Annotated in this window: 29 protein-coding genes; 13 read left to right on the top strand and 16 right to left on the bottom strand. The window is 72.4% G+C overall.

What is annotated here, in order from left to right:
• Positions 1 to 100: 100 nt before the first annotated feature.
• Positions 101 to 604 (bottom strand): Lrp/AsnC family transcriptional regulator, encoded by a 504-nt coding sequence (locus ACZ7MF_RS21095; protein WP_471478447.1) that lies wholly within the window; start codon positions 602 to 604, stop codon positions 101 to 103.
• Between the two features lie 77 nt (positions 605 to 681).
• Here ACZ7MF_RS21095 and ACZ7MF_RS21090 point away from each other — a divergent pair, with 77 nt between their 5' ends.
• Genes ACZ7MF_RS21090 through ACZ7MF_RS21075 form a run of 4 tightly spaced genes read left to right on the top strand, consistent with a single transcriptional unit; the run spans position 682 to position 4,796 of the window.
• The gene (locus ACZ7MF_RS21090) at positions 682 to 1,440 is read left to right on the top strand and encodes a LytR/AlgR family response regulator transcription factor (protein ID WP_471478444.1); all 759 of its coding nucleotides are present in this window, start codon (positions 682 to 684) and stop codon (positions 1,438 to 1,440) included.
• A gap of 4 nt (positions 1,441 to 1,444) precedes the next feature.
• Positions 1,445 to 1,804, top strand: coding sequence for a hypothetical protein (locus ACZ7MF_RS21085; protein WP_356863960.1), 360 nt, complete (start codon positions 1,445 to 1,447; stop codon positions 1,802 to 1,804).
• Positions 1,801 to 3,582 (top strand): sodium/solute symporter, encoded by a 1,782-nt coding sequence (locus tag ACZ7MF_RS21080; protein WP_471478440.1) that lies wholly within the window; start codon positions 1,801 to 1,803, stop codon positions 3,580 to 3,582. Before ACZ7MF_RS21085 ends, ACZ7MF_RS21080 begins: the two co-directional genes overlap by 4 nt.
• 8 nt (positions 3,583 to 3,590) lie before the next feature.
• Positions 3,591 to 4,796 (top strand): sensor histidine kinase, encoded by a 1,206-nt coding sequence (locus tag ACZ7MF_RS21075; RefSeq protein ID WP_356864139.1) that lies wholly within the window; start codon positions 3,591 to 3,593, stop codon positions 4,794 to 4,796.
• 39 nt (positions 4,797 to 4,835) lie between these two features.
• Here the strand turns inward: ACZ7MF_RS21075 and ACZ7MF_RS21070 are convergent, their stop codons facing one another.
• The 5 genes from ACZ7MF_RS21070 to ACZ7MF_RS21050 all read right to left on the bottom strand — a co-directional run bounded on the left by ACZ7MF_RS21070 (position 4,836) and on the right by ACZ7MF_RS21050 (position 9,408).
• Positions 4,836 to 5,006 carry a hypothetical protein gene (locus ACZ7MF_RS21070; protein WP_016325678.1) on the bottom strand — a complete coding sequence of 57 codons (171 nt, stop codon included), beginning with the start codon at positions 5,004 to 5,006 and terminating at the stop codon, positions 4,836 to 4,838.
• 43 nt (positions 5,007 to 5,049) lie between these two features.
• The gene (locus ACZ7MF_RS21065) at positions 5,050 to 6,000 is read right to left on the bottom strand and encodes a cytochrome c oxidase assembly protein (protein ID WP_471478437.1); all 951 of its coding nucleotides are present in this window, start codon (positions 5,998 to 6,000) and stop codon (positions 5,050 to 5,052) included.
• Between the two features lie 173 nt (positions 6,001 to 6,173).
• The gene (locus ACZ7MF_RS21060; protein WP_003977617.1) at positions 6,174 to 7,199 is read right to left on the bottom strand and encodes a 6-phosphofructokinase; all 1,026 of its coding nucleotides are present in this window, start codon (positions 7,197 to 7,199) and stop codon (positions 6,174 to 6,176) included.
• A 218-nt stretch (positions 7,200 to 7,417) separates the two neighbouring features.
• Positions 7,418 to 8,146: a type 1 glutamine amidotransferase gene (locus ACZ7MF_RS21055; RefSeq protein WP_471478434.1), complete on the bottom strand. Its 729-nt coding sequence runs from the start codon at positions 8,144 to 8,146 to the stop codon at positions 7,418 to 7,420.
• 23 nt (positions 8,147 to 8,169) lie between these two features.
• On the bottom strand, positions 8,170 to 9,408 hold the full coding sequence (locus ACZ7MF_RS21050; RefSeq protein WP_087810636.1) for a Mur ligase family protein: 1,239 nt from the start codon (positions 9,406 to 9,408) through the stop codon (positions 8,170 to 8,172).
• Between the two features lie 178 nt (positions 9,409 to 9,586).
• Here ACZ7MF_RS21050 and def point away from each other — a divergent pair, with 178 nt between their 5' ends.
• Entirely contained in the window at positions 9,587 to 10,126 is a 540-nt protein-coding gene (gene def / locus ACZ7MF_RS21045; protein WP_471478429.1) for a peptide deformylase, read from the top strand.
• 43 nt (positions 10,127 to 10,169) lie between these two features.
• Here def and ACZ7MF_RS21040 read toward each other — a convergent pair whose 3' ends face one another.
• Positions 10,170 to 10,826, bottom strand: coding sequence for a TetR/AcrR family transcriptional regulator (locus ACZ7MF_RS21040; protein WP_030866111.1), 657 nt, complete (start codon positions 10,824 to 10,826; stop codon positions 10,170 to 10,172).
• Between the two features lie 170 nt (positions 10,827 to 10,996).
• Between ACZ7MF_RS21040 and ACZ7MF_RS21035 the strand changes: the two genes are divergently transcribed.
• Positions 10,997 to 12,223: an acyl-CoA dehydrogenase family protein gene (locus ACZ7MF_RS21035; RefSeq protein ID WP_159324687.1), complete on the top strand. Its 1,227-nt coding sequence runs from the start codon at positions 10,997 to 10,999 to the stop codon at positions 12,221 to 12,223.
• Here ACZ7MF_RS21035 and ACZ7MF_RS21030 read toward each other — a convergent pair.
• The 8 genes from ACZ7MF_RS21030 to ACZ7MF_RS20995 all read right to left on the bottom strand — a co-directional run bounded on the left by ACZ7MF_RS21030 (position 12,220) and on the right by ACZ7MF_RS20995 (position 20,055).
• Positions 12,220 to 12,753: a cupin domain-containing protein gene (locus ACZ7MF_RS21030; protein ID WP_471478426.1), complete on the bottom strand. Its 534-nt coding sequence runs from the start codon at positions 12,751 to 12,753 to the stop codon at positions 12,220 to 12,222. The two genes, ACZ7MF_RS21035 and ACZ7MF_RS21030, sit on opposite strands and share 4 nt — an antisense overlap.
• Positions 12,750 to 13,964 carry a cytochrome P450 gene (locus tag ACZ7MF_RS21025; RefSeq protein WP_471478424.1) on the bottom strand — a complete coding sequence of 405 codons (1,215 nt, stop codon included), beginning with the start codon at positions 13,962 to 13,964 and terminating at the stop codon, positions 12,750 to 12,752. Before ACZ7MF_RS21025 ends, ACZ7MF_RS21030 begins: the two co-directional genes overlap by 4 nt.
• Positions 13,961 to 15,163, bottom strand: a complete 1,203-nt coding sequence (locus ACZ7MF_RS21020; RefSeq protein ID WP_471478422.1) for a 1,3,6,8-tetrahydroxynaphthalene synthase — start codon at positions 15,161 to 15,163, stop codon at positions 13,961 to 13,963. Before ACZ7MF_RS21020 ends, ACZ7MF_RS21025 begins: the two co-directional genes overlap by 4 nt.
• A gap of 85 nt (positions 15,164 to 15,248) precedes the next feature.
• Complete coding sequence (locus ACZ7MF_RS21015) at positions 15,249 to 15,485, bottom strand: DUF6213 family protein (RefSeq protein WP_003977626.1); 237 nt, start codon at positions 15,483 to 15,485, stop codon at positions 15,249 to 15,251.
• A 25-nt stretch (positions 15,486 to 15,510) separates the two neighbouring features.
• Positions 15,511 to 16,896 (bottom strand): NADP-dependent succinic semialdehyde dehydrogenase, encoded by a 1,386-nt coding sequence (locus tag ACZ7MF_RS21010; RefSeq protein ID WP_471478419.1) that lies wholly within the window; start codon positions 16,894 to 16,896, stop codon positions 15,511 to 15,513.
• Between the two features lie 97 nt (positions 16,897 to 16,993).
• The gene (locus tag ACZ7MF_RS21005) at positions 16,994 to 17,455 is read right to left on the bottom strand and encodes an NUDIX hydrolase (RefSeq protein WP_471478417.1); all 462 of its coding nucleotides are present in this window, start codon (positions 17,453 to 17,455) and stop codon (positions 16,994 to 16,996) included.
• Complete coding sequence (locus ACZ7MF_RS21000) at positions 17,452 to 18,990, bottom strand: ATP-dependent DNA ligase (protein ID WP_471478414.1); 1,539 nt, start codon at positions 18,988 to 18,990, stop codon at positions 17,452 to 17,454. The genes ACZ7MF_RS21005 and ACZ7MF_RS21000 overlap by 4 nt, the downstream gene beginning before the upstream one ends.
• A gap of 90 nt (positions 18,991 to 19,080) precedes the next feature.
• Positions 19,081 to 20,055 carry an NAD(P)/FAD-dependent oxidoreductase gene (locus ACZ7MF_RS20995; protein ID WP_471478412.1) on the bottom strand — a complete coding sequence of 325 codons (975 nt, stop codon included), beginning with the start codon at positions 20,053 to 20,055 and terminating at the stop codon, positions 19,081 to 19,083.
• 77 nt (positions 20,056 to 20,132) lie between these two features.
• On the opposite strand from ACZ7MF_RS20995, the gene ACZ7MF_RS20990 reads away from it, so the two are divergent.
• From ACZ7MF_RS20990 to ACZ7MF_RS20965, 6 genes are all read left to right on the top strand, one after another.
• Positions 20,133 to 20,708: a helix-turn-helix domain-containing protein gene (locus ACZ7MF_RS20990; RefSeq protein WP_356863987.1), complete on the top strand. Its 576-nt coding sequence runs from the start codon at positions 20,133 to 20,135 to the stop codon at positions 20,706 to 20,708.
• A 102-nt stretch (positions 20,709 to 20,810) separates the two neighbouring features.
• Complete coding sequence (locus ACZ7MF_RS20985) at positions 20,811 to 21,806, top strand: NADPH:quinone oxidoreductase family protein (RefSeq protein ID WP_471478409.1); 996 nt, start codon at positions 20,811 to 20,813, stop codon at positions 21,804 to 21,806.
• Positions 21,803 to 22,984, top strand: coding sequence for an acyl-CoA dehydrogenase (locus ACZ7MF_RS20980; RefSeq protein WP_471478407.1), 1,182 nt, complete (start codon positions 21,803 to 21,805; stop codon positions 22,982 to 22,984). Before ACZ7MF_RS20985 ends, ACZ7MF_RS20980 begins: the two co-directional genes overlap by 4 nt.
• Positions 22,981 to 24,069: an acyl-CoA dehydrogenase family protein gene (locus ACZ7MF_RS20975; RefSeq protein WP_471478405.1), complete on the top strand. Its 1,089-nt coding sequence runs from the start codon at positions 22,981 to 22,983 to the stop codon at positions 24,067 to 24,069. Before ACZ7MF_RS20980 ends, ACZ7MF_RS20975 begins: the two co-directional genes overlap by 4 nt.
• Before the next feature lie 129 nt (positions 24,070 to 24,198).
• The gene (locus ACZ7MF_RS20970; RefSeq protein WP_471478403.1) at positions 24,199 to 25,062 is read left to right on the top strand and encodes a phosphatidylinositol-specific phospholipase C/glycerophosphodiester phosphodiesterase family protein; all 864 of its coding nucleotides are present in this window, start codon (positions 24,199 to 24,201) and stop codon (positions 25,060 to 25,062) included.
• A gap of 115 nt (positions 25,063 to 25,177) precedes the next feature.
• Positions 25,178 to 25,372 carry a hypothetical protein gene (locus tag ACZ7MF_RS20965; RefSeq protein ID WP_003977636.1) on the top strand — a complete coding sequence of 65 codons (195 nt, stop codon included), beginning with the start codon at positions 25,178 to 25,180 and terminating at the stop codon, positions 25,370 to 25,372.
• A 27-nt stretch (positions 25,373 to 25,399) separates the two neighbouring features.
• Here the strand turns inward: ACZ7MF_RS20965 and ACZ7MF_RS20960 are convergent, their stop codons facing one another.
• Complete coding sequence (locus ACZ7MF_RS20960; protein ID WP_356863997.1) at positions 25,400 to 25,768, bottom strand: DUF779 domain-containing protein; 369 nt, start codon at positions 25,766 to 25,768, stop codon at positions 25,400 to 25,402.
• Positions 25,769 to 25,889: 121 nt separating this feature from the next.
• Here ACZ7MF_RS20960 and ACZ7MF_RS20955 point away from each other — a divergent pair, with 121 nt between their 5' ends.
• Positions 25,890 to 26,363, top strand: coding sequence for a MarR family winged helix-turn-helix transcriptional regulator (locus ACZ7MF_RS20955; RefSeq protein WP_356863999.1), 474 nt, complete (start codon positions 25,890 to 25,892; stop codon positions 26,361 to 26,363).
• The last annotated feature ends 1 nt before the right edge of the window (position 26,364 follow it).

Raw genomic sequence — 26,364 nt, 5'->3', positions numbered from 1 at the left:
TGTGTGACGATGTGTTGACACCACGGTAAGAAGGGGTGACCGCGCCCGACAAGCGACGAAAGCTGCGTGTTCCCGCAGGATCGCTGCGTTGTTCCCCTGGTCAGCGCACGTCCGCTGCGTCCTTTGGGGCGAGCAGGGCCGCCCCTGCCTCCGGACTGTCCGGGATCAGGTGGGACAGCACCATCACGCTGATCGTCTTCCGGATGAACGGCTCCGCACGAATCCGCTCCAGCACCTCCTCGAAGTGCTCCACGTCGCGCGCCCGCACGTGCAGCAGCGCATCCGCGCCGCCGGTCACCGTCATCGCCGCGGTGATCTCCGGATAGCCCCGCACCACCTCCGCGAGCCGCCGCGGCGGCGCCGCCCCCTCGCAGTACACCTCCACGTACGCCTCCGTGCGCCACCCCAGCGCGGAGGGCCGCACCGTGGCGGTGAACCCGGTGATCACGTCCGTCTCGCGCAGCCGGTCCACCCGGCGCTTGACCGCTGTCGAGGACAGTCCGATCTCAGCGCCGATCTCGGCGAAGGACGTCCTGGCGTTCTCCATCAGGGCGGTGACGATCTTTCGGTCGAGTTCGTCGAACGAAGCGGGCCTGCTGCTCATGCGGGCACTGTATCCAGGGGATACGTCCACGCCGGGCCCGTGTGCAGGCGTACGGATTACTCCTACACTCCAGCCTCATGCTGCGCGCCCTGGCTGTCGACGACGAACGCCCCACCCTCGAGGAACTCGTGTACCTGCTGAACGCCGATCCCCGCATCGGCGCGGCGGAGGGCGCGAGCGACGCGACCGAGGCGCTGCGCCGCATCAACCGGGCGCTGGAGTCGGGCCCCGACGGCCCCGACGCCATCGACGTGGTCTTCCTCGACATCCAGATGCCGGGCCTCGACGGACTGGACCTCGCCCGGCTGCTGACCGGGTTCGCGCGCCCTCCGCTCGTCGTGTTCGTCACCGCGCACGAGGACTTCGCCGTCCAGGCCTTCGACCTGGACGCCGTGGACTACGTCCTGAAACCCGTGCGCCGGGAGCGGCTGGCCGAGGCGGTGCGCCGCGCCGCCGAGCAACGTGGCGCGGCCCTCCCCTCGCCGCGGATACCCGTGCACGAACCCGACCTCGACCACATCACCGTGGAACTCGGCGGCGTCGCCCGCTTCGTCCCCGTGGACGACATCACCCACGTCGAGGCCCAGGGCGACTACGCCCGACTGCACACCGACAAGGGCAGCCACCTCGTCCGCATCCCCCTGGCCACCCTGGAGGAACGCTGGCGGGCGCGCGGCTTCGTCCGCATCCACCGCCGCCACCTCGTCGCCCTGCGCCACATCGGCGAACTCCGCCTGGACGCCGGCACCGTCAGCGTCCTGGTCGGCACCGAGGAACTCCAGGTCAGCCGGCGCCACGCCCGGGAGCTGCGGGACCTGCTCATGCGGAGGCCGTGACCCCATGCCCCAGGACCCCGCCGAACGGCGCGTCACCGTCACCGGCCCGCCCAGGCGCGCACGCCGGGCCTCCGGCTACTACCGCCCGCGCACCGAGATCGACGAGCAGACCACCCTCGGCCACACCTACGTCCGCTCCCTCATGCGCAGCCAGCTGCGCGCCGGCCTCACCGCCCTCGCGGTCCTCGGCCTCCTCGTCGGACCGCTGCCCCTGCTCTTCGCGGCGCTGCCCGACGCCCGCGGCCTGGAGTGGGTCGTCCTCGGCTTCGGCCTGTACGCCCCCCTGGTCCTCCTCGCCCGCTGGTACGTGCGCCGCGCCGAGCGCAACGAACGCGACTTCGTGCGGCTCGTCGAGGACCGATGAACTCCAGCTACGCGATACCCGCCGTCGCCCTCGTCGTCGTGGCCACCGTCCTCGTCGGCGCCTTCGGCCTGCGCATCTCCCGCACCACCTCCGACTTCTACGTCGCCTCCCGCACCGTCGGCCCCCGCCTCAACGCCGCCGCCATCAGCGGCGAGTACCTCTCCGCCGCGTCCTTCCTCGGCATCGCGGGCCTGGTCCTCGTCCAGGGCCCCGACATGCTCTGGTACCCGGTCGGCTACACCGCCGGCTACCTCGTCCTGCTGCTGTTCGTCGCGGCCCCGCTGCGCCGCTCGGGCGCCTACACGCTGCCCGACTTCGCCGAGGCCCGGCTCGCCTCCCAGGGGGTGCGGCGGCTGGCGGGGGCCTTCGTCGTCGGGGTCGGCTGGCTGTACCTGCTGCCCCAGCTCCAGGGCGCCGGGCTGACGCTGACCGTGCTCAGCGGGGCGCCCGACTGGCTGGGCGGGGTGATCGTCGCCGTCGTCGTCACCGCCATCGTCGCCGCCGGCGGCATGCGCAGCATCACCTTCGTCCAGGCCTTCCAGTTCTGGCTCAAACTCACCGCCCTGCTCGTCCCCGCCCTCTTCCTGGTGCTGGCCTGGCAGGGCGACGGCGCCCCCGGCCGCCCCTTCGACGAACCCGCCACCTTCCGGGAGCAGCGTTCCGTCCGGGTCGACGACAGCCTCACCCTCACACTGGAGGAGCCGCTCACCGTCACCGTCGACGGCACCGTGGACGGCCGCGTCCACGACGGCGACCGCGTCGCCCTGCCCGCCGGCACCCACCGCATCGAGGCCGGCGCCCGCCTCACCTTCGCCGCGCACACCCCCGTCCCGGCCGCCGGACGAGGCGCCGACGACGCCCTGTCCCCCTCCCGGGCCGAGAGCCGCACGGAACGCCCGCTGTACGCCACGTACGGCCTGATCCTCGCCACCTTCCTGGGCACCATGGGCCTGCCGCACGTCGTGGTCCGCTTCTACACCAGCCCGACCGGTGTCGCCGCCCGCCGCACCACCGTCGCCGTGCTCGGCCTCATCGGCGCCTTCTACCTGCTGCCGCCCCTCTACGGCGCCCTCGGCCGCCTCTACGCCCCCGAGCTGACCCTCACCGGGGACGCCGACGCCGCGGTCCTGCTGCTGCCCGACCGGGTGATCGGGGGAGTGGGCGGCGACCTGCTCGGCGCGCTGGTCGCGGGCGGTGCCTTCGCCGCATTCCTGTCCACCGCGTCGGGGCTCACCATGGCCGTCGCGGGCGTCCTCACCCAGGACGTGCTGCCGTCCCGCGCCGTGCCGCACTTCCGGCTCGGCACCCTGCTCGCCATGGCCGTGCCGCTGGCGGCGAGCGCGCTGGTCGGCGGGCTGCCGGTCGCCGACGCCGTCGGTCTCGCCTTCGCCGTGTCGGCGTCCTCCTTCTGCCCGCTGCTCGTCCTCGGCATCTGGTGGCGACGGCTCACCCCGCCGGGCGCGGCCGCCGGGATGCTGGTGGGCGGCGGTTCCGCACTGCTCGCCGTCGCTGCCACCATGGGCGGCTTCCCGGGCGGCGGGGGGTCCCTGCACGCGCTGCTGGCCTGGCCCGCGCTGTGGTCGGTGCCGCTGGGCTTCCTCACCATGGTGCTGGTGTCCCTCGCCACCCCGGGCCGGGTACCGGCCGGGACGGCGGCGATCCTGGCCCGCTTCCACCTGCCGGAGGAACTGCACGCGGAGGAACTGCGCACGGAAGACCTGCGCGAGGTGCGCGAGGTGCGCGAGGTGCGCCAGGTGCGCGAGGAGCCGACGCGGTGAGCGGCTCCGTGGGCGGTTTCCTGGCGGGCCTCGCCGTGGCCCTGCTCCCGCTGCTGGCCGCCGGATTCTGGCTGGGGCGGCGCACGGCCCGCCCGCAGAACCTCGGCGGCCTGGGCACCCCGGTCGAGCACGCCACCTTCCAGACCCTGCACACCGCGTCCCTGGCCACGCCCCCGCTGCGGGCGGGCCTGACCGAGGAGACCGCCGGGAAGTCGGCCCGCAAGCTGCGCTCCCTGCTGGGCACGGACGCACTGTGTCTGACCGACCTCGAAGAGGTCCTGGTCTGGGACGGCGTGGGCACCCACCACCGCACCGAGATCATGGAACGCCTCGCGGGACCGCTGAGCACCGGCCGCGGCGAGGCCTTCCGGCTCTCCTGCGACACCCCGGACTGCACGGTCCGCTGGGCCGTCGTCGCCCCGCTCACCGTCGACGACCGGGTGCACGGCGCCCTCGTCGCCTGCGCGCCCCGCGAGTCCGCCGTCCTGGTCCGCGCCGCCGGGGAGGTGGCCCGCTGGGTCTCCGTCCAGCTGGAGCTGGCCGACCTCGACCAGTCCCGCACCCGGCTCATCGAGGCCGAGATCAAGGCACTGCGCGCCCAGATCTCCCCGCACTTCATCTTCAACTCGCTCGCGGTCATCGCGTCCTTCGTGCGCACCGACCCCGAGCGCGCCCGCGAGCTGCTCCTGGAGTTCGCCGACTTCACCCGCTACTCGTTCCGCAGGCACGGCGACTTCACCACCCTCGCCGACGAGCTGCACGCCATCGACCACTACCTGGCGCTCGTGCGGGCCCGCTTCGGCGACCGGCTCGCCGTCACCCTCCAGGTCGCCCCCGAGGTGCTGCCGGTCGCGCTGCCCTTCCTCTGCCTCCAGCCGCTCGTCGAGAACGCCGTCAAGCACGGCCTGGAGGGCAAGGCGGACCGATGCCGCATCCAGATCACCGCCCAGGACGCGGGCGCCGAGGCCCTGGTCGTCATCGAGGACGACGGCGCCGGAATGGACCCCGACCTGCTGCGCCGCATCCTCGCGCGCGAGGTCAGCCCGTCGGGCGGCATCGGACTGTCCAACGTCGACGACCGCCTCCGCCAGGTCTACGGAGACGACCACGGCCTCGTCATCGAGACGGCCGTCGGCGCGGGCATGAAGATCACGGTCCGGCTGCCGAAGTACCAGCCGGGCGTGCACTCGGCGGGCCGGCTCGGTCGCGACTGAGCCGGCCCGCCGAGTGACGGGGGCACCCCGCGCGGGGGCTCAGGCGCTGCGCGTCGCCACCAGCCCCAGCGTGATCAGACCGAGCACGACCCAGCCGAACCACAGCCAGCCGTTGCTCCCGAGCGCCACCGTGTACGCCGTCACCGCGACGAGGCCGCCGATGGTGAGCGCCCCCATCGTCTTCGTCGAACTGTCCGTGGAACCGGGCATCGCAACACCCTCCTCGTGTCCGTTGCCCTCCATGGTGCCCCGTTCAGCCGCCGCGTGTGTTCAGTGAGGCGAGGTAGGCGTTGTAGGCCGCCAGTTCCTTGTCGCCGTCGCGGTCGGCGGCCCGGTCGCTGCGCCGGGCCTGGCGCTCCTCCGAGGCGTACCACTGGAAGAGCAGCGCGAGCAGCACCAGCACGGACGGGACCTCGCTGAACGCCCAGGCGATGCCGCCGGCCGCGTTCTGGTCGGAGAGGGCGTCGATGCCGAGCGAGGCGGGCGGGTTCTTGAACGTCTCGACCATCGGGGAGGTGGCCATCATCAGCGCGATGCCGAAGAACGCGTGGAACGGCATGCCGGCGAACAGCTCCAGCATCCGCATCAGGTAGCCCGGCCGGTGCGGGCCCGGGTCCACGCCCATGATCGGCCAGAAGAACACCACACCCACGGCGAGGAAGTGCACCATCATCGCGATGTGACCGGCCTGCGAGCCCATCAGGGTGTCGAAGAGGGGGGTGAAGTACAGCCCGTACAGGCTCGCGATGAACAGCGGAATGGTGAACGCCGGATGCGTGATGATCCGCATGTAGCGGCTGTGCAGCAGCATCAGCAGCAGCTCGCGGGGGCCCTTGCGGCCACGGCCCGCCGGGGGCAGGGCGCGCAGGGCCAGCGTGATCGGGGCGCCGAGCAGCAGCAGGATCGGCGACACCATGCTGATCACCATGTGCTGCACCATGTGCACGCTGAACATGACCATGCCGTAGTCGTTGAGCTTGGTGCACATCATCAGGGCGACGCTCAGCACACCGGCCACGAAGGCCACGGTCCGGCTGACCGGCCACTTGTCACCGCGCCGCATGAGACGCACGACGCCCCACCCGTACAGCGCCAGTCCCAGGACGCAGGCGATCAGGAAGAACGGATCCGCCGACCAGGCGAGCCCCCGCCCCAGCGTGAACGGCGGCAGATCCATCGTCATGCCGTGCCCGCTGTGATCCATCCGCCCGCTCCTGTTTCGTGGGGGTTGAGCGCGGTTGAACGCCGCTTGTCCGAAGCAAGACTAGAACCGCCCCCAGCCGCACTTGTGACCGGGGGCAGGACAGCTGGCCTCAGGGGCGCGGGGAACTGCGCGAGCAACCACGTACCAGCCGCAGACGGCGTACTACAGCAACCTCAAAGAACACATTCCGCTTCCGCGTACCGCGCATCGGGCACCGTCTTCAAAGACTCCACCGCGTCGGCGAGCGACACCATCTCGATGTCCGTCCCGCGCAGGGCCGTCATCTTCCCGAACTCCCCACGGTGCACCGCCTCCACCGCGTGCCACCCGAACCGCGTCGCCAGCACCCGGTCGTACGCCGTCGGCGTCCCGCCGCGCTGGACGTGCCCGAGTATCACCGGCCGGGCCTCCTTGCCGAGCCGCTCCTCCAGCTCGATGGAGAGCTGGCGGGCGATCCCGGCGAAGCGCTCGTGGCCGTAGACGTCCTTGCCGCCCTCGTCGAAGTCCATGGTCCCGGCCTTCGGCTTGGCACCCTCCGCCGCCACCACGATCGCGAACCGCTTGCCCGCGGAGAAGCGCTCGCCGACCTTCGCGGTCAGCTCGTCGATGTCGAAGGGCCGTTCCGGGACGACGACGGCGTGCGCACCGGCCGCCATGCCCGAGTGCAGGGCGATCCAGCCGGTGTGCCGGCCCATGACCTCGACGATCAGCACCCGCTGGTGCGACTCGGCGGTGGTCTTCAGCCGGTCCAGGGCCTCGGTGGCGACGGTCACCGCGGTGTCGAAGCCGAAGGTGACGTCGGTGACCGCTATGTCGTTGTCGATGGTCTTCGGCACGCCCACGATCGGCAGGCCGTTGTCGGACAGCAGCCGGGCCGCCTTCAGCGTGCCCTCGCCGCCGATGGGGATGATCGCGTCGAGGCCGAGTTCCTCGACGTGTCCCCGGGCCCGCTCGACGCCGTCCCGCAGATGCTCGGGGCGGACCCGGGAGGAGCCGAGGATGGTGCCGCCGCGGGCCAGGATGCCGCCGACCGCGTCGAGGTCGAGCTTGAGGTAGTCGCACTCCAGGAGGCCCTTCCAGCCGTCCCGGAAACCGATGACCTCGTCGCCGTGGTCGACGACGGCACGGTGCACGACGGACCGGATGACGGCGTTCAGGCCGGGGCAGTCGCCGCCGGACGTGAGGACACCAATGCGCATAGCCCGAAATACCTTCTCAACGTGGCACGGGTCCGGACCGCGCTGTCCGGCTCGATCCCCGCCACCCTAGCGGCATCGGGGGGCGGGACCGAACCGTGCGTCCGCCTACTGGACGTGCCCGCTCACCTGTGCGGATGACGCATCAGACGGGCCACCGGGACGAGCGTCACGCAGGCTGCTGCGCAGCTGTACCTACGCAGGCTGCTGCGCAACTGTACCTACGCAGGCTGCTGCGCAGCCGCGATGCGCTCGTTGCGGAGCGCCTCGTACCAGCGGTCGTCGGTCGGCGGCAGTGCGTTCACGTCGAGGGCCAGCTTGAGCAGCAGGTCCGCGATCAGCGGGTTGCGCGCCAGCACGGGGCCGTGCATGTACGTGCCGAAGACCGTGTCGTTGTACGCGCCCTCCGTGCCGTCCCCAGCGCCGTTGCCGTTGCCGAAGCGGACCTGGGCGAGCGGACGGGCGCCCGGCCCGACGTGGGTGACGCCCTGGTGGTTCTCGAAGCCGGTCAGCGGCGGCAGACCGAGGCGCGGGTCGATGTCGCCGAGGACGTCGCCGACGCACCGCGCGCCCTCGCCGCGGGTGGAGACCACGTCGAGCAGGCCGAGGCCCGGCTCGCGCTGGCCGAGGTCGTTGATGAACTCGTGGCCCAGGATCTGGTAGCCGGCGCAGACCGAGAAGACGATCGCGCCGTTCTCCACCGCCCGGTACAGGCCGCCGTCGCGGCGCAGCCGCTCGGCCGCGAGCCGCTGCGGCCGGTCCTCGCCGCCGCCGACGAGGTAGATGTCGCCGGAGGTCGGGATGGGCTGGTCGCTGCGCACGTCGAGGCGGGCCACGTCGAGGCCGCGCTGGCGGGCCCGGCGCTCCACGACGAGGGCGTTGCCCTGGTCGCCGTACGTGCTGAGCAGGTCCGGGTAGATCCAGACGATCCGCAGTTGGTTGTCGCTCACGAAAATCCCCTGAAGTCTCGCGGTCAGTTGCCGACGCGGCGGCGCAGGTCCTGGAAGGCGGTGTAGTTGGCGATGACCTCGATGCGTCCCGGCGGGCACAGCTGCACCGCCTGGTCGAGGTCCTCGCACACCTGGAACTGCTGGTTCGCGACCTCCAGGCGCACCGCGAGGTCCAGCTTCCGGTCGCCGACCACGCAGATCGGGTGTCCGGACAGCCGGGTGTAGTCCACGTCCCACAGCCAGGAGGTGTCGGTGCCGTCGGCGCCGCGCGCGTTCACCGAGAGGATCACCGGGGCCGGCGGCGGGTCGATCAGGGAGAAGGTCTCCAGCCAGCCCGCCGGGTTCTTGGCGAGCAGCAGGCGCAGGTCGCGGCCCTGGAACTGGACGACGTCGTAGCGCCCGGCGACCGCCTGCACCTGGTACATGCGCTCCAGCGCGACCTGCGGCGGCACCCCGAAGACGGCGGCGACGGCGGCCGAGGAGGCGGCGTTGGCCTTGTTGGCGCGGCCCGGCAGCTGGAGGTGGATGGGCCAGGCGGAGCCGTGCGGGTCGAGCACGTGGTCGCCGGACAGGGCCCAGCTCGGCGTGGGACGGCGGAAGCCGCACTCGCCGCAGAACCAGTCGTCGCCCGGGCGCTGCATGACGCCGCCGCAGGACGGGCAGGACCAGGCGTCGTCCTTCCACATCTGGCCTGCGGCGACCCAGATCACGTTCGGGGAGGAGGACGCGGCCCACACGACCAGCGGGTCGTCGGCGTTGGCGACGACCACGGCCTTCGAGCCGGCCAGGCCCTCGCGCCAGTTCTCGGCGAGCATGCGGGTCTCGGCGGCGCGGTCCAGCTGGTCGCGGGAGAGGTTGAGCAGCGCGATGCACTTCGGTTCGGTGGCCTGGGCGACGCCGACGAGGTACTTCTCGTCGACCTCGATGACCCCGTAGCGGGCGTCCGCGCCGCCCGCGAGCGCCGAGGTGATGCCGGCCGGCATGTTGGCGCCGAGCGCGTTGGAGACGACCGGACCGGCCGCCTTGAGCGCCTCGGCGATGAGCCGGGTGGTGGTGGTCTTGCCGTTGGTCGCCGAGACGAGGGTCACGTCCAGGTGCCCGGCGAGCCGGTGGAGGAGGTCGGGGTCGAGTTTCAGCGCGACCCGGCCGCCGATCACCGAACCGCTGCCGCGCCCCGCGGCGCGGGACGCCGCCGCGACCGCCTTGCCCGCGGTCACGGCGATCTTGGCCCGCGGCGTGAGCGGGTCCGAGTTGCCTGCCATCAGTTCTCGATCCTCCTTGCCGTACGCGCCGCGCCTGAAGCCTGTGAAGCCTGACGGCCACGTGGTGTGGACCTCAGCCTATCGAGATCCATTCGCACTCCCGAATCGCGGCACCGGCCACCGGTTCCGGCGGTGGGCGCGTGCCGCCGGGGGACACAGGGACCTTACTCTGGCCGCCATGCGACAAGGCTCCATCCCGGGCGCCCACGGGCGCGTCCGTCCCCTCGGCCTCCTCGGCGACCCCGTCCTGCACGCCCCCTGCGCGGAGGTGACGGACTTCGGCCCGGAACTCGCGGCGCTCGTGGAGGACTTGTTCGCGACCATGTACGCCGCCCACGGCGTGGGCCTGGCCGCGAACCAGATCGGCGAGGCGCTGCGCGTCTTCGTGTACGACTGCCCGGACGACGAGGACGAGCGGCACCTCGGGCACGTGGTGAACCCCCGGCTGGTGGAGACCGGCGGCGTGGTGGTGCGGGGTCCGGAGGGCTGTCTGTCGCTGCCGGGTCTGGAGGCGGGGACCGAGCGGCACGACGAGGCGGTGGTGACGGGCTTCACGGTGACCGGTGAGGCGGTCACTGTGCGCGGGACGGGGTTCTTCGCCCGGTGCCTCCAGCACGAGTGCGACCACCTGGAGGGGCGGGTCTACGCCGATCGCCTGACCGGCCGGCGGCACCGGAAGCTGATGCGCCAGGTGGCCCGGGCGTCCTGGCACCGCTGAGCGCTCTCACCGGCGCCGGGCCGGGGCACGCAGCGGCCGGGGGTCAGAACCCGGGACCGCCCGCCTTGTCGCCGGCCTCGGCGAGGCGGCCCCACAGCAGGTCGGCCAGGGTGCGCACCAATTCCTCCCGGGGGCAGGGGCGTTCGCCCAGCCACCAGTCCCCGGCGGCGTGCATCATGCCGACGATGCCGTGCCCCCAGACCCGGGCCAGCTGCTGGGTGCCCGGCCCGACGTCGAGGCGCTCCTCGATGACCTGGGCCAGCTCCTCGCCCATGCGGCGCAGCAGCGGCGCCGAGTGCTTGCCGACGTCGAAGCCCTGCTCGGACTGGTCGCCAGGGGTGCCGGCGCTCTCCGCCGGATGCATCAGGAACCGGTACACCTGCGGGCGGGCCTCGATGGCCGCCAGATAGGTGTCCAGGGTGGCCTCGACGCGCTGCCGACGCTGGGCCGGGGCGTCCAGGGCGGCCCGCAGCGAGGCGAGGAGGGCGTCCGTGTGGCGGACGGCGAGGGCGGCGTAGAGTCCGCCCTTGTCGCCGAAGTGGCGGTACAGGATCGGCTTGGTGATGCCCGCCTCGGCGGCGATGGCGTTCATCGAGGCGTGTGGACCGTCGCGCAGCACCACCCGGTCGGCGGCCTCGAGCAGCTCGCGCCGTCTGCGGTCGGCGGATGTCTGCTGATCGGCCCGCTGCGTGGTGTTCATGTGCTCTCCCCACCCGTGCTGTTTCGGTGACGCCTGCGCAAACTAACACTCACGGGACGAGGGCCCTCGAACGGGAGGGCGAGGGGGGTCCGGGAGTTGACTTTTCTTACCCGTGGGTAACACACTCGGTGTTACCGCAAGTAACATGCACGGGCGTCACTGGAGGGGACATGGCCGAGTTCACCATGGAGCTGAGCGACGAACAGAAGGAGGTCCGGGACTGGCTGCACGGCTTCGCCGCCGACGTCATCCGCCCCGCGGCCGCCGAATGGGACGAGCGCGAGGAGACCCCCTGGCCGGTCATCCAGGAGGCCGCCAAGGTCGGCATCTACTCCCTGGACTTCTACGCCCAGCAGTACTTCGACTCCACCGGCCTCGGCATCCCCATGGCGATGGAGGAGCTGTTCTGGGGCGACGCGGGCATCGCCCTGTCGATCGTCGGCACCGGCCTCGCCGCCGTCGGCGTCCTCGCCAACGGCACCGAGGAGCAGATCGGCACCTGGATCCCGCAGATGTACGGCGACGCCAACGACGTCAAGGTCGCCGCCTTCTGCTCCTCCGAGCCCGACGCCGGCTCCGACGTGGCCTCCATGCGCACCCGTGCCGTGTACGACGAGGCCAAGGACGAGTGGGTGCTCAACGGCACCAAGACCTGGGCGACCAACGGCGGCATCGCCAACGTGCACGTCGTCGTCGCGGTCGTCGACCCGGACCTGGGCTCCAAGGGCCACGCCTCCTTCATCGTCCCGCCGAGCACGCCGGGGCTGTCCCAGGGCCAGAAGTTCAAGAAGCACGGCATCCGCGCCTCGCACACCGCCGAGGTCGTCCTCGACAACGTGCGCGTGCCCGGCTCCTGCCTGCTCGGCGGCAAGGAGAAGCTGGACGCCCGCCTCGCCCGCGCCCGGGAGAAGGCCAAGAAGGGCGGCGAGCGGGTGAAGAACGCGGCGATGGCCACCTTCGAGGCGTCCCGCCCGGCGGTCGGCGCGATGGCGGTGGGCACGGCCCGTGCCGCCTACGAGGTGGCGCTGGAGTACGCGCAGACCCGGGAGCAGTTCGGACGCCCCATCATCGACAACCAGGGCGTCGCCTTCCAGCTCGCGGACATGCGCACGTCCATCGACGCGGCGCGGCTGCTGGTGTGGCGGGCGTCCTGGATGGCGATCAACGGCAAGCCGTTCACGGCGGCCGAGGGCTCGATGTCCAAGCTGTTCGCGAGCGAGACCGCGAAGAAGGTGACCGCCCAGGCGGTCCAGATCCTGGGCGGCAACGGCTACACGCGGGAGTACCCGGTGGAGCGGATGCACCGGGACTCCGCGATCTACACGATCTTCGAAGGCACGAGCGAGATCCAGCGGCTGGTGATCGCGCGGACGCTGGCGGGGATGCCGATCCGTTAACCGTGTCGCAGCGGCGTGAGCTGCTCGATGTCGTACTTCGCCCGCAGCGCCTCGATGGCCTCGTGGTCCGGGGGTCCCCCTTCTCCGAGGATCTCCAGCAGTTCCTCGAAGTAGCGCTCGTGGTCCGGGGGCGGGCTGGCCTGGAAGAACATCTTGGCCGGCTCGCCCGTCGGGTTCGCGAAGGCGTGCGGACAACCGGGGGGTACGACGATGACCGTGCCGGGGGTGGCGCGCACCACGCGGTTGCCCGAACTCGACTCCCACCTCCGCCAGCTGTCCGGCGTACGGATCCTCGGTTCGAAGGCGAGCACGTCCAGCTCGCCCTCCAGCACGTAGAACAGCTCCTCGCTGCGGGTGTGCACATGGGCGCCGACGTCGAACCCCGGCGGCACGATCACCTCGAAGGTGGACGCCATGCGCGAATGCGAACCGGTCACCTTGAAGGTCACGTGCTGGGCCGGCGCCTGCACCACCCTGCCCTGACCGGGCGGCACCAGCAGGCCCTCGGCCGCCGCGACCAGGCCGCTCACCAGGTCACCGGCAGGGCCTCGGGCCCGCGGATCAGCGCACCCTTCTTGAAGGGCACGTCCTCGGGCGCCACCGCGAGCTTCAGCCCCGGCACCCGGTCCAGGACCGCGTCGAGGAGCAGCTCCGACTCCAGCCGGGCGAGCATGCCGCCGGGGCAGTAGTGCGGGCCGAAGCCGAAGGACACGTGCGGGTTGGGCGAGCGCTCGAAGTCGATCGTGTCCGGGTCGGGGAAGACCTCCGGGTCGCGGTTGGCGGCCAGGTACGAGACGTAGATCGCGTCGCCCGCGCGGATCCGCACCCCCTTGATCTCCACGTCCTCAAGGGCGATCCGGGACAGCCCCACGGCGTTGCGGTGCGGGATCCAGCGCAGCAGCTCGTCGATGGCCCGAGGGCGGATCCCCGGCTCGGAGCGCAGGCGTTCGGCCAGTTCCGGGCGGGTCAGCAGCAAATGGAACATCTGCCCGCTGTTGTTGGTGACCGCCTCGCCGCCGATCTGGAGCAGCACCGCGAGCCCGACGGCCTCCGACAGCGTGATCTCGTCCCGCCCCACGGCGGCACCCAGCAGTGAGGTGACGTCCTCATCCGCGCTGTCGGACCGGAGCCCGATGAGATCCGAGAAGTAGGCGTTCATCTCGTTCTTGGCCCGCTCACTGACCTCGGCGCCGTGCGAGGAGGACAGGATCAGCTGGGTCCAGGTGTGCATGGCGTGCCGGTCGGTGGCCGGCACACCCATCAGCTCGCAGATCACCGCGATGGGGAACGGGCTCAGCACCGCCTCGGTGAGGTCGGCGGGCGGACCGGCCCGCAGCATGGCGTCGACCAGTTCGTCGAGCATGCCCCGGGACCGCTCGCGTACGCGCTCCACGCCCCGCGCGGTGAAGGCGGCGGCCACCGAGCGGCGCAGCCGGGTGTGGTCGGGCGGGTCCAGGAAGCCGACCGCGCCGCGCGCCGGGATGAAGTGCGGGGCCAGCCGGGTGACCTGCCGGTCCATGACGGCCTCGCGCCCGAACCGGGGGTCGTTGGTGACCAGCCGGACGTCGTCGTGACGGGTCACGAGCCAGGCCCAGCCCTCGCCGTTGGGCAGCGAGATCCGGGTGACGGGACCCTCGCGCATCAGCTCGGTCAGCACCGGGTCGAAGTCGCTGCCGGGCAGGTCGACGGCCGGCCAGTCCCGGACGGGCGGCACGGTCCGGGAGATCGTCTCTTCGCTCATGTCTGCCTCACACTTCGTGTCACACCCCGTGCCGCGGTCCGCGTCACGTCCTGTCGCACGCCCCGCCGCACGTCCGCGGTCTGCCAGCAGCCCAGGGACATCTCCGCGGTGATGCCGGGACCGAAGCCGGCCAGCAGCCCGCGTGCCCCCTCCTCGACGGCGCCCTCGTCGAAGAGCCGGCGCAGCGCGTCCAGGACGACGGCGCTGGCGATGTTGCCGTACTCGGTGAGCGTGGCCCGGCTGAACCGGAAGGCGTGCGGGTCCACCTGAAGGAACGTGCTGAGATCGTCGAGGATCCGGGGGCCGCCCGCGTGCACGATGTAGAAGTCCAGGTCGGCGGCGTCCCAACCGTGCTCTCCGGCCAGCCCCTTGAGCGCCGGTGCGAGCGGCTCCATGGTGGCCGGCACCCGCTTGTCCAGCAGGAAGTGGAAACCGGTCGCCTTCACGTCGTACATGATCCAGTCCTCGGTCTTGGGGATCAGGTACGAGCCGTTGCGCTCCAGGCGCACTCCGGTGCCGCCCCGGCCGCGGACCACCGCGGCGGCGATGCCGTCGCCGAAGAGACCGTTGCAGAGCAGGGAGCCCACGCCGAGGTCGGTGGGCTGGTAGCACAGCGAGCAGAACTCGCAGGCCACGATGAGCGCGTTGGCCTCGGGGTAGGCGGTGCAGAAGTCGTGGGCGCGGTTGATCGCGGCACCGCCGGCCGCACAGCCCAGCTGGGCGATGGGTATCTGGCGCGTGGTGCTGTCGAAACCCATCTCGTTGATCAGCCACGCCGTGAGCGACGGCATCATGAAGCCCGTGCAGGAGACGTAGATGATCACGTCGATGTCGGTGGTGAGCAGCTCCGCGTCGTCCAGAGCACGCTGGATCACGGCCGGGACCCGGGACTTCGCCTCCCGTTCGTAGACCTTGTTGCGGTCCTCGAAGCCGGGGTGCTCCAGTGTGTCCTCGATCGGCTGCACGATGTGCCGGGTGCGGACCCCGGTGTTCTCTATCAGCCGGAGCGCGAGCGGCAGTTGAGGATGGTCGGTGTGACGCCGACGCGCCAGCTCCAGCGTCTCCTCCATCGTGATCACGTGCTCCGGGACGGACACCGAGGGTCTGCACAAAGTCGCCATGAACCGTGCCTGCTTTCGCCTCGCGGAAGGCTTGCGCCCCCCGGCCGGAAAGTGCTGCACCTTTTCAGGGGTGCCCATCCACGATCACTCACCGGGGCGGCGATCTCTCGCGGGGTTACTCCGTCTCGGGGAGCCGGGCGGCAGGCGGCAGGCGGCAGGCGCGTCAGGAGGAGGGGCCGCTGCTGTGGGCGATGCACGCCACGTCGATCCGGTCGGCCAGCTTGGCCAGCTCGATGGTGAGGGCCGCGACGGTGTCCTCGTCCAGGCTCTCCTCGCCGGTCTCCACCAGCCGCAGCCACCGCCCGCCGACCGTGCGCAGCAGCTTGCTCACGTCGGACGCGGCGACCTGGAGCGTGCCGCGGTCGTCGACGATCAGAGGCAGGGTCACTTCGCGGTTCACAAAGGGGATCGTAGTCGCGGAAGGCTCACGCTCCGTGCCATACGGTGGTGATGTTGCAGAACTCGCGGATTCCGTGCCCGGACAGCTCACGCCCGTAGCCCGACCGCTTGACCCCGCCGAACGGGAACGCCGGGTGGGACGCCGTCATCCCGTTGACGTACACACCGCCCGCCTCCAGGTCCCGGACGAAACGGTCCACGTCCGCGTCGTCGCGCGTCCACACGTTCGAACTGAGCCCGAAGAGCGTGTCGTTGGCGATCAGCACCGCCTCGTCCAGGTCGGCCGCCCGGTAGAGCGTGGCGACCGGTCCGAAGGCCTCCTCGCGGTGGATGCGCAGCTCACGGGTGACGTCCGCGAGGACGGTCGGCGGGTAGTACCAGCCCGGCCCGTCCGGGCGTTCGCCGCCGCACAGCACCGTCGCGCCGCCGCGCACCGCGTCGTCGACCAGCTCCACCAGGTCGCTGCGGCCCTGCTCGCTGGAGAGCGGGCCGACCTCCGTCCCCTCGTCCATCGGGTCGCCCACCTTGAGGGCCCGCATGCCCTCCGTGAAACGCTCGGCGAAGGCGTCGTACACGTCCGTGTGCACGATGAACCGCTTGGCGGCGATGCACGACTGCCCGGCGTTCTGGGTGCGCGCGGTCACCGCCACCTCGGCGGCCCGCTCGACGTCGGCGGACGGCATGACGACGAACGGGTCGCTGCCACCCAGCTCCAGCACCGTCTTCTTGATCATCTCCCCGGCGGTGGAGGCCACCGCGCGGCCCGCGGGCTCGCTGCCGGTGAGGGTGGCGGCCCGCACCCGCTCGTCGCGCAGGATGTCGTCGACCTGGGCGGAGCCGATGAGCAGGGTCTGGAAGCAGCCCTCGGGGAAGCCCGCCCGGTGGAACAGGTCCTCCAGGTACAGGGCGGTCTGCGGCACGTTCGAGGCGTGCTTGAGCAGCCCGACGTTGCCCGCCATCAGCGCGGGCGCCGCGAACCTGATCACCTGCCAGAGCGGGAAGTTCCACGGCATCACCGCGAGCACCGGGCCGAGCGGCCGGTAGCGGACCAGGGCCCGGGAGGCGCCGGAGTCCTTCACGTCGGCCTCCGCCGGCTCCTCGTCGGCCAGCAGCTCCGCGGCGTGGTCGGCGTACCAGCGCATCGCCTTGGCGCACTTGGCCGCCTCCGCGCGGGCCTGTGTGACCGGCTTGCCCATCTCCGTGGTGATGACCTTGCCGATCTCCTTCCGGTCCGCCTCCAGGAGGTCGGCGGCCCGGCGCATCAGCCCGGCCCGCTCGTAGAACCCCGTGGTCCGGTAGGTGCGGAAGGTGGCCTCCGCGAGCTCGATCCGGCGCTCGATCTCCTCCTCGCCCATGGCCTCGTACGTCCTGAGCGTCTCGCCGTTCGCCGGGTTCACCGTCGCGATGGGCATGGCCGACCTCCCTGGGTGCGCAATCGTGCTTCGACCTTGGCGCGCGGCGCGCGGTGCCGCAACGCGGACGGGTCGCGTCGTTCCTCGTGGTGTCTCGTCAGTGCGAGTGCTCCGCCAGGCGGTCGAGAAACGCGGCCTGCGCCTTCACGATCACCTCGCGGGCCCGGCCAAGGCCGAACCAGGCCACCCGGTCCAGCTCGGGGAACTCCTCGGTCCGCCCCGACCTCGGCGGCCACTGCATGGTGAAGGTGCCGGGGACGACCGTCGCCGGATCGAGGTCGGCCTCGACGGCCCAGACCGTGACGAGCTTCCCGCCCGCCTGGCGGACCTCGCCGAGCGGGACGGCCTCGCCCTCGGGCGGCGGCAGCCCCAGCTCCTCCTCGAACTCCCGCCGGGCCGCCTCCCACGCCGGTTCCCCGGCGTCGTACTCGCCCTTGGGAACGGTCCATGCCCCGGCGTCCCGGCGGGTGTAGAACGGGCCGCCCATGTGGCCGAGGAGCACCTGGAGCTCCCCGCCGGGAGCGCGCCGGTGCAGCAGCAGGCCCGCGCTGCGCCTCACGGGGCCACCCCGGGGTGTGCGGCGAGCAGGGTGTCCACGGTGTCCGCGTCCTCGGGGCGCTTGTCGTCGCGGTAGCGGACCACGCGCGCGAAGCGGAGGGTGACGCCGGCCGGGTAGCGGGTGGAGCGCTGGAGGCCGTCGTAGGCGATCTCGACGACGAGTTCTGGGCGTACGGTCACGCCCCAGCCGTGCTCCTCGACGGCCAGTTCCTTCAGGCGCTCGGTCTGCCAGGCCAGCAGCGCGTCGGTCATGCCCTTGAAGGTCTTGCCGAGCATCGCGAAGGAGCCGTCGGCGGTGCGGGCGCCCAGGTGGAGGTTGGAGAGCCTGCCGGTGCGGCGGCCGTGGCCCCACTCGGCGGCCAGCACCACCAGGTCGAGCGTGTGGACCGGCTTGACCTTCAGCCAGGACGCGCCGCGCCGTCCCGCGCTGTAGGCGGCGTCGAGCCCCTTGACGACGACGCCCTCGTGCCCGCGCGCCAGGGTCTCGGCGAGGAACTCCTCCGCGGTCCCGGTCTCCTCGGGGCCGTGCACCAGCGTGCGCCGCACCCGCAGCGGCTCGGGGACCAGCCGGGCCAGCTCCGCGTGCCGTTCGGTCAGCGGCAGGTCGAGCAGGTCGCGCCCGTCGACCGAGAGCGCGTCGAAGAACACCACCGAGACCGGGACCGCCCGCGCCGCCGTGGCCACGTCGGTGCGGGAGCCGACCCGGCCGGCGGTCTCCTGGAAGGAGCGGGGGCGTCCGTCCGTGTCGAGGGAGATCGCCTCGCCGTCCAGGATGAACCGCTCGCCGGGCAGCGCCAGGGCCGCCTCGGTGACCTCGGGCAGCCGGTCGGTGATGTCGTCCAGGGTGCGGGTGTAGAGCCGTACCGTGCCGCCGTCCCGGTGCACCTGGACGCGGATGCCGTCCAGCTTCTCCTCCACGGCCGCGCCGCCCAGCTTGCCGACCGCCTCGGCGACCGAGGACGCGCTGTGCGCCAGCATCGGCAGCACGGGCCGTCCTACGGTGAGCCGGAACCGGTCGAGGGCGCCGGGCCCGTCGGCCAGCAGGGCTTCGGCCACCGTCTGGAGCGACCCCGCGAGCATCACCGCGCGCCGTACGTCCGCCGGGGGAGCGTCCGTCGCCGCGGCCAGGCCCTCGACGGCGGCCGCGTCCAGGGCGCCCTGGCGGACCTCCCCGGTGAGCAGCCCGATCAGGAAGCGCTGCTCGTCCTCCGTGGCGGCGCCCATCAGCTCGCCGACCAGCCGGGTCCGCTCGGCCTGCGAACCGGCGCCGGAGACCGCGCCGAGCCGGGTGAGACGGGCGTCCACGTCACGTACGGTCAGGGTCGGTGCGTCCGCGGGCGGGACACGGCGGCTCAGCACCTTCCAGCCGACGCCGATCCGGCCCTGCGGGAGCCGTCCCGCCAGGTACGGGATGACGACCGGCACGTCCGCCGCCTCCGCCTCACGGAACAGCTCCGCGAGCAGGACGGTCTTCCGGGACCGCGCCGACGTGGCGGCGACCTCCCGGGACACCTGGGCCAATCGGGCAAGCAGCATGCAGTCATGGTGCACCGCAGCGGGCGGGCGTACACCCCGCGACTGCCGCGCGAGGCCGTGTACGCCCTCCCCGGGTGCTGCGGAGTGCCCTCACTCCGCGAGGGCGGCGTCCAGGTCCGACATGATCAGGTCGCCGACGACCGCCGACGCCGCGCGGTACCCGCCGCTCGCCGCGTGGACGACCTGCTCGGCGAATCCCATCGCGTTGCCGGCGGTCCACACGCCCGGCACGCTGGTCCGGCCCGTCGGGTCCACCACCGGGTAGGCGCCGAACGGCGTCTCCTGCAGCTGGGCCCCCAGCCGCTCCATCAGGCCAGTCTGCGGGACCGCCTTCGGGGCGACGAACACCACCGTGCGGTCGTGTGCCGTGCCGTCCGCCAGCCGCACCCCGGTCAGCCGGTCGTCCTCGACCCGCAGGGCGGCCACCTCGCCGGGCACCACCTTGACCCCGGCCGCGGCGAGCCGCCGCAGGTCGTCGTCGGACAGCTCCCGCTCCGCGACGGTGTGCAGGAAGAGCGTCACGTCGTCCGACCAGCCGGACACCATCAGGGCCTGGTGCACGCTGAGCGGGTTGGTGGCGAGGACCCCGAAGCGTTCGTCCCGCACCTCCCAGCCGTGGCAGAACGGGCAGTGCAGCACGTCCCGGCCGTACCGCTCGGCGACTCCGGCCACAGTCGGCAGCTCGTCCCTGAGACCGGTGGTGACGATCAGCCGACGGGCGTGCACGGTGTCCCCGCCGGCCAGCTCCACCGCGAAGTCCTCGCCCCGGGACACGTCCACCGCCCGGTCGCGGACCAGCTCCACTCCGTAGCGGGCGATCTCCTCCCGGCCGAGGGCCAGGAAGTCGGCGGGGGACATGCCGTCCCGGGTCAGGTAGCCCTGCATGTGGTCCGAGGGCGCGTTGCGCGGCTCACCGGCATCGACCACCAGGGTGCGCAGCCGGGAGCGGCCCAGGACGAGCGCGGCGGAGAGCCCGGCCGCCCCGCCGCCGACGACCACCACGTCGTACCTCCCGGACGGGTCCTTCGGATCCATCAGGTCCTTCAGGTTCGTGTTCTGGGTCATGGTGACCACCTCCACGTAGAAGGTCGCTCGGATCCCACGGGATTGACAAATATGTTTGCCGGAACTGCAATAAATGCATGACGACCCCAGACGACGTCCTCGCCGGTGTCGGGCCGAGGCTCCGCCAGGTGCGCAAGGAGCGGGAGGTGACCCTGGCCGCGCTGTCCGAGGCGACCGGCATCTCGGTCAGCACCCTGTCGCGGCTGGAGTCGGGCCTGCGCAGACCGAGCCTCGAACTGCTGCTGCCGATCGCCCAGGCCCACCAGGTGCCGCTGGACGAACTGGTCGGCGCGCCACCGGTCGGTGACCCCCGGGTGCGCGCCAAGCCCATCGTGCGCCACGGCCGTACCCACTGGCCGCTCACCCGCCAGGCGGGCGGCCTCCAGGCGTTCAAGGTGCTGGAGCCCCAGCGCCGGGAGGAGCCGGACCCGCGCACCCACGAGGGGTACGAGTGGCTGTACGTCCTCTCGGGGCGGCTGCGGCTCGTGCTCGGCGAGCACGACGTGGTGCTGTCGGCGGGGGAGGCGGCGGAGTTCGACACCCGGGTACCGCACTGGTTCGGGTCGACGGGGGAGGGGCCGGCCGAGTTCCTCAGCCTCTTCGGTCCGCAGGGCGAGCGGATGCATGTACGAGCGCGGCCCTCGCAGGCGTGACCCCTCACCCTGTTCCCTGATCCCACCCTGTTCCCTGATCGGCAAGCGACCGCTTAGTATGCGAGTGACCCGGTCGGACGACGCAGTCGGTGGAGGCCCCGCATGCAGGCATGGCAGGTGCACGAGAACGGCGAGCCGGGCGAGGTGATGCGCCTCGCGGACGTGCCGCGGCCGACGCCCGGCGAGGGCCAGGTCCTGCTGAGGGTCCGCGCCGCCAACATCAACTTCCCGGACGCCCTGCTGTGCCGGGGGCAGTACCAGGTCCGGCCGCCGCTGCCGTTCACGCCGGGCGTGGAGATCTGCGGCGAGACCGAGGACGGCCGCCGCGTCATCGCCAACCCCGCGCTGCCGCACGGCGGCTTCGCCGAGTACGCCCTCGCCGACGCCCGCGCCCTGCTGCCCGCGCCGGACTCCCTGGACGACGCCGAGGTGGCCGCCCTGCACATCGGCTACCAGACCGGCTGGTTCGGCCTGCACCGCCGGGCCCGGCTGGAAGCCGGCGAGACGCTGCTCGTCCACGCCGCCGCGGGCGGCGTCGGCAGCGCCGCCGTGCAGCTCGGCAAGGCGGCCGGCGCCACCGTCGTCGGCGTCGTCGGCGGCCCGGAGAAGGCGGCCGTCGCCCGCGAACTGGGCTGCGACGTGGTCGTCGACCGGCACGCCGAGGACGTCGTCGCGGCCGTGAAGGAGGCCACCGGCGGCCGGGGCGCCGACGTGATCTACGACCCCGTCGGCGGCCAGGCCTACGCCCAGTCCGCCAAGGCCGTCGCCTTCGAGGGCCGGATCGTCGTCGTCGGCTTCGCGAGCGGCACGATCCCCAGCCCGGCGCTGAACCACGCGCTGGTGAAGAACTACACGATCCTCGGCCTGCACTGGGGCCTGTACAACACCAAGAACCCGAAGCTGGTCCGGCACTGCCACGAACAGCTCACCGAACTGGCCGCACAGGGCGCCGTCAAGCCGCTGGTGAGCGAGCGCGTCCCGTTCGACGGGGCGGCGGACGCCGTGCAGCGCGTCGCCGACGGCAGGACGACCGGCCGGGTGGCCGTCGTACCCGAGAAGGCAGTACCGCAGACCAAGGACAAGGGAGCCGCCGCATGACCGACGCAGCGGAACTGCGCCGCCGTACCCAGGAGTTGCTGGCCGCCCACCCGCCGGCGACCATCGATCGCCTGGACTTCCTGCGCGCCCGCTTCGACGCGGGACTCGCCTGGGTGCACTACCCGGAGGGCCTCGGCGGCCTCGGCGCCCCGCGCGCCCTCCAGGCCGTCGTGGACGCCGAGCTGGCGGCGGAGGGCGCCCCCGACAACGACCCCCGGCGCATCGGCATCGGCCTCGGCATGGCCGCCCCGACCATCCTCCAGTACGGCACCGAGGAGCAGAAGCGCCGGCTGCTGCGCCCGCTGTGGACCGGCGAGGAGGTCTGGTGCCAGCTCTTCAGCGAGCCGGGTGCCGGGTCCGACCTGGCCGCCCTCGGCACGCGCGCGGTACGGGACGGCGAGGACTGGGTCGTCAACGGACAGAAGGTGTGGACCTCCAGCGCCCACCTCGCCCGCTGGGCCATCCTCATCGCCCGCACCGACCCGGACGTCCCCAAGCACCGAGGCATCACGTACTTCGTGTGCGACATGACCGACCCCGGCGTCGAGGTGCGGCCGCTGCGCCAGATCACCGGCGAGGCCGAGTTCAACGAGGTGTTCCTCACCGACGTCCGCATCCCCGACTCCCGCCGCCTGGGCGAGATCGGCGACGGCTGGCGGGTCGCGCAGACCACGCTGAACAACGAACGCGTCGCCATCGGCGGCACTCCGATCCCCCGCGAGGGCGGCATGATCGGCAAGATCGCCGAGACCTGGCGGGAACGCCCCGAACTGCGCACCCACGACCTGCACCAGCGGCTGCTCGGACTGTGGGTCGAGGCCGAGGTCGCCCGCCTCACCGGCGTACGCCTGCGCCAGCAACTGGCGGCCGGCCAGCCCGGCCCCGAGGGCGCCGGCATGAAGCTGAACTTCGCCCGGCTCAACCAGGAGATCAGCGGCCTGGAGGTCGAACTCCTCGGCGCGGACGGCCTGCTCTACGACGACTGGACCATGCGCCGCCCCGAACTGGTCGACTTCACCGGCCGCGACGCCGGATACCGCTACCTGCGATCCAAGGGCAACAGCATCGAGGGCGGGACCAGCGAGGTCCTGCTGAACATCGTCGCCGAGCGCGTCCTCGGCCTGCCCGCCGAGCCGCGCACCGACAAGGACGTCGCATGGAAGGACCTCGCCCGATGAGCGCACAGCCGGAACCCGCTCTGCTCCCCTCGGAGGAGGAAGAGGCGCTGCGCGCCGCCGTCCGGGACCTGCTCACCGACCACTGCGACCCGGCGGGCGTCATCACCCGCACCGAGTCGGCCGCCCGCCACGACGTGGCGCTGTGGAAGGCCCTCGCCGACTCGATGGGCCTCGCGGGCCTGCTGATCCCGGAGGAGCTGGGCGGTCAGGGCGCCACCCCCCGCGAAGCCGCCGTGGTCGTGGAGGAACTGGGCCGTGCGGTCGCGCCGGTCCCGTACCTCACGAGTGCCGTCGTCGCCACCGAGGCGCTGCTGGCCTGCGGGGCCGACGACCTGCTCGGCGAGCTGGCGTCCGCCACGACCGTCGCCGTGCTCGCCGTCGGGCTGCACGTCGCACCGGGCGGCCCCGTCCCGCACATGCGCCTCGAAGGGGGCGTGCTGCACGGGGAGTCGACCGGCATCGCCGACGCGTCCGTCGCCGACGTGCTGCTCGTGCCCGCGGACGACGGGGGCCTGTACGCGGTCGGCGCCGCCGACGCCACGGTCACCGAGCAGGTGTCGCTCGACTCCACCCGGCCGCTGGCACGCGTGAGCCTCGACGGCGCCCCGGGGCGTCGCCTCGGTGACGCGGAACCGGCCGTACGCCGTGCCCTGCGGACCGGTGCCGGGCTGCTCGCCTCCGAACAGCTGGGCCTCGCCGACTGGTTGCTGACCGAGACGGTCCGCTACCTCAAGGAACGCAAGCAGTTCAACCGCCAGGTCGGCGGCTTCCAGGCGCTCAAGCACCGGCTGGCCCGGCTGTGGCTGGAGGTGGCGGGCCTGCGCGCCGCCGCCCGGAACGCGGCCGACGCCCTGGCGACCGGCGCGGACACCGACGTGGCCGTGGCCGTGGCCCAGGCGTACGCGGCCCAGGTCGCCGTGCACGCCGCCGAGGAGGCGTTGCAACTGCACGGCGGCATCGGCATGACGTGGGAACACCCGGTCCACCTGTACCTCAAGCGGGCCAAGGCCGACTCGATCGCCTACGGAGCGGCGGGCACCCACCGCGCGGCGCTGGCCCAACTGGTCGACCTGAGGGCTCCCTGACGCACCCGGCCGCGGTGAGGTGAACGGCCGGCGGCGGTCCGGCCAACTCGCCGCACGGCTCTGCTCCCTGGGGCCGTCGGGACCCCATACTCACAGGCGTCCCGTACGGCATTTCCAGGGAGGCAGAGCATGGCCCTCACCACCCGACGCAGAGCCCTCACCACCCTCGGCGCCGCCCTCGCGGGCGCGGTCGCCCTGCCCGCCGGCACCGCGCTGGCGTCCGAAGGCAGGCACGGACCGCGCCCGCTGTGGCGCGCGCACGCCCACAACGACTACGAGCACCCCCGGCCCCTCCTGGACGCCCTCGGCCACCGCTTCGGCAGCGTCGAGGCCGACATCTACCTGGTCGGCGGCCAACTCCTGGTCGCCCACGACCCCGAGGACCTGGACCCGTCCCGCACTCTGGAGTCCCTCTACCTCGACCCGCTAGCCGCCCGCGTCCGCGCGCACCACGGCCGGGTCTACCGGCGGGACCGCGGCTCCCTGCAACTCCTGATCGACATCAAGACCGAGGGCGAGGCGACCTACCTCGAACTCGACCGCCGACTGCGCCGCTACAAGCACCTGTTCACCTCCTACGCCCACGGACGGGTCTTCCCGGGCGCGGTCACGGCGGTCGTCTCCGGCGACCGGGCGGCCCGTGCGCCCATGGCGGCCCAGCGCAGCCGCCGCGCCTTCTACGACGGCCGCCTCACCGACCTCGGCACCACCGCACCGGCCTCGTTCGTCCCGCTGATCAGCGACAACTGGACGCTCAACTTCACCTGGCAGGGCGTCGGCACCTTCCCGGCGGCCGAGCGGCGCAGACTGCGGGACATCGTGGGCGCGGCACACGCGCGCGGGCAGCGGGTGCGCTTCTGGGCCACCCCCGACGTGGCGGGGTCCGCGCGGGACGCCGTGTGGGCCGAACTGCTCGCCGCCGGTGTCGACCACCTCAACACCGACGACCTCGGGGGCCTCGAAGCGTTCCTCGACGCGCACCGGGACGCGTAGGGCAGCGTCGGAACACCACTCGTTCGGAGGACAGGTCAGCCGCCCGGACGAACCCTCCGCTACGCCACACTTACGGCCGAACGCCGCGAAGTGGACGTGGCGGAGGAGGTTGACGATGGCCGTTTCCATCTCTGTGGTGCTCTTGCTGTCCATCCTGGCGGTGCTCTTCCTGCGCAACGGCGGGCTGAAGGTCTCGCACGCCCTGGTGTGCCTGCTGCTCGGCTTCTATCTGGCGAGCACGAGCATCGCCCCGACCATCAACAGCGGACTGACCGCCACGGCGGACATCGTGGGCAGCCTCAGACCGTAGGGCGGTGCCTCCGCGAACTCGGTGGCCCTAGACGTCGATCACACGGGAGCGGATGAGGAAGCGCACCCCCTCGGGCGCCTCCAGCGAGAAGCCGCTGCCCCGGCCCGGGACCACGTCGACGGTCAGCCGGGTGTGGCGCCACGCCTCGTACTGGCTGCGCGACATCCAGAACTCCACCGACTCCTCGACGCCGTCGACGGCCAGTTCGCCGAGCAGGACGTCCGAGGCGCCGGTGCGGAACTCGCCGGCCGGGTAGCACATGGGTGCGCTGCCGTCGCAGCAACCGCCGGACTGGTGGAACATCAACGGGCCGTGCGCCTCGCGGAGCCGCCGCAGCAGTACGGACGCCTCGGGGGTCAGCTCGACGCGCGGGGTCTCCTCGTATGTGTCGCCCATACCGCCCATGCCAGCACGGAGAACGTTGCGAGTGCGTTGCGCGGCACGCGTGGCGGGCGGCCGCCTCCTTCGCACGATACCTCTTTTGACATACCTATCTGACCATATCTATTGTCTCCGGGTGACCGACTCCAGCACCCCTCGCCGGGACATCGACCGCATGGCCTCCGGCCTCGCGGCGTGCCTTCCCGTCCTGCACCGGGCGCTGGACCGGCAGGTCACCGCCCGGTACCCGCACCCCAAGCCCCCCGAGGGGCAGCTCGCCCTGCTGCGGTACGTCGCGCAGCACGAGGGCGTCACGGTGCGCGAGGCCGCCGAGGCCCTGCTGATGAAGCCGAACAACGTCAGTGCCCTCGTCTCCCAGCTCGTCGAGCAGGGTGACCTGGAGCGCCGGCGGGACAGCGCCGACAAGCGGGTCGCCCACCTCCACCTCACGGCCACGGCCCGTGAGCGGGTGTCCGAGGTGCGGGAACTGGAGACCGCGTTCATCCGCCACGCCCTGACCTCCCTCACCGAGGGCCAGCAGGGCGCGCTCGGCTCCGCCCTGGATGCCCTCGACGCGTTGACGCGGCACCTCCACCCCGGCGCCCGCTGAC

Source organism: Streptomyces sp. NPDC111628, assembly GCF_055635195.1.
This window is presented reverse-complemented; position numbering and strand designations above follow the sequence as displayed.

Bases quoted from the DNA above. Each gene is read 5' to 3' on its own strand.
- ACZ7MF_RS20960 (WP_356863997.1), bottom strand. From the start codon at position 25,768: ATGGGCGACACATACGAGGAGACCCCGCGCGTCGAGCTGACCCCCGAG.
- ACZ7MF_RS21000 (WP_471478414.1), bottom strand. From the start codon at position 18,990: ATGCTGCTTGCCCGATTGGCCCAGGTGTCCCGGGAGGTCGCCGCCACG.
- ACZ7MF_RS21050 (WP_087810636.1), bottom strand. From the start codon at position 9,408: ATGGCAGGCAACTCGGACCCGCTCACGCCGCGGGCCAAGATCGCCGTG.
- ACZ7MF_RS21020 (WP_471478422.1), bottom strand. From the start codon at position 15,163: ATGGGCACCCCTGAAAAGGTGCAGCACTTTCCGGCCGGGGGGCGCAAG.
- ACZ7MF_RS20970 (WP_471478403.1), top strand. From the start codon at position 24,199: ATGGCCCTCACCACCCGACGCAGAGCCCTCACCACCCTCGGCGCCGCC.
- ACZ7MF_RS21080 (WP_471478440.1), top strand. From the start codon at position 1,801: ATGAACTCCAGCTACGCGATACCCGCCGTCGCCCTCGTCGTCGTGGCC.
- ACZ7MF_RS21090 (WP_471478444.1), top strand. From the start codon at position 682: ATGCTGCGCGCCCTGGCTGTCGACGACGAACGCCCCACCCTCGAGGAA.
- ACZ7MF_RS21085 (WP_356863960.1), top strand. From the start codon at position 1,445: ATGCCCCAGGACCCCGCCGAACGGCGCGTCACCGTCACCGGCCCGCCC.
- ACZ7MF_RS21070 (WP_016325678.1), bottom strand. From the start codon at position 5,006: ATGCCCGGTTCCACGGACAGTTCGACGAAGACGATGGGGGCGCTCACC.
- ACZ7MF_RS21035 (WP_159324687.1), top strand. From the start codon at position 10,997: ATGGCCGAGTTCACCATGGAGCTGAGCGACGAACAGAAGGAGGTCCGG.
- ACZ7MF_RS20995 (WP_471478412.1), bottom strand. From the start codon at position 20,055: ATGACCCAGAACACGAACCTGAAGGACCTGATGGATCCGAAGGACCCG.
- ACZ7MF_RS20965 (WP_003977636.1), top strand. From the start codon at position 25,178: ATGGCCGTTTCCATCTCTGTGGTGCTCTTGCTGTCCATCCTGGCGGTG.
- ACZ7MF_RS21040 (WP_030866111.1), bottom strand. From the start codon at position 10,826: ATGAACACCACGCAGCGGGCCGATCAGCAGACATCCGCCGACCGCAGA.
- ACZ7MF_RS20980 (WP_471478407.1), top strand. From the start codon at position 21,803: ATGACCGACGCAGCGGAACTGCGCCGCCGTACCCAGGAGTTGCTGGCC.
- ACZ7MF_RS21095 (WP_471478447.1), bottom strand. From the start codon at position 604: ATGAGCAGCAGGCCCGCTTCGTTCGACGAACTCGACCGAAAGATCGTC.
- ACZ7MF_RS20975 (WP_471478405.1), top strand. From the start codon at position 22,981: ATGAGCGCACAGCCGGAACCCGCTCTGCTCCCCTCGGAGGAGGAAGAG.
- ACZ7MF_RS21025 (WP_471478424.1), bottom strand. From the start codon at position 13,964: ATGAGCGAAGAGACGATCTCCCGGACCGTGCCGCCCGTCCGGGACTGG.
- ACZ7MF_RS20985 (WP_471478409.1), top strand. From the start codon at position 20,811: ATGCAGGCATGGCAGGTGCACGAGAACGGCGAGCCGGGCGAGGTGATG.
- ACZ7MF_RS21010 (WP_471478419.1), bottom strand. From the start codon at position 16,896: ATGCCCATCGCGACGGTGAACCCGGCGAACGGCGAGACGCTCAGGACG.
- ACZ7MF_RS21060 (WP_003977617.1), bottom strand. From the start codon at position 7,199: ATGCGCATTGGTGTCCTCACGTCCGGCGGCGACTGCCCCGGCCTGAAC.
- def (WP_471478429.1), top strand. From the start codon at position 9,587: ATGCGACAAGGCTCCATCCCGGGCGCCCACGGGCGCGTCCGTCCCCTC.
- ACZ7MF_RS20990 (WP_356863987.1), top strand. From the start codon at position 20,133: ATGACGACCCCAGACGACGTCCTCGCCGGTGTCGGGCCGAGGCTCCGC.
- ACZ7MF_RS21065 (WP_471478437.1), bottom strand. From the start codon at position 6,000: ATGGATCACAGCGGGCACGGCATGACGATGGATCTGCCGCCGTTCACG.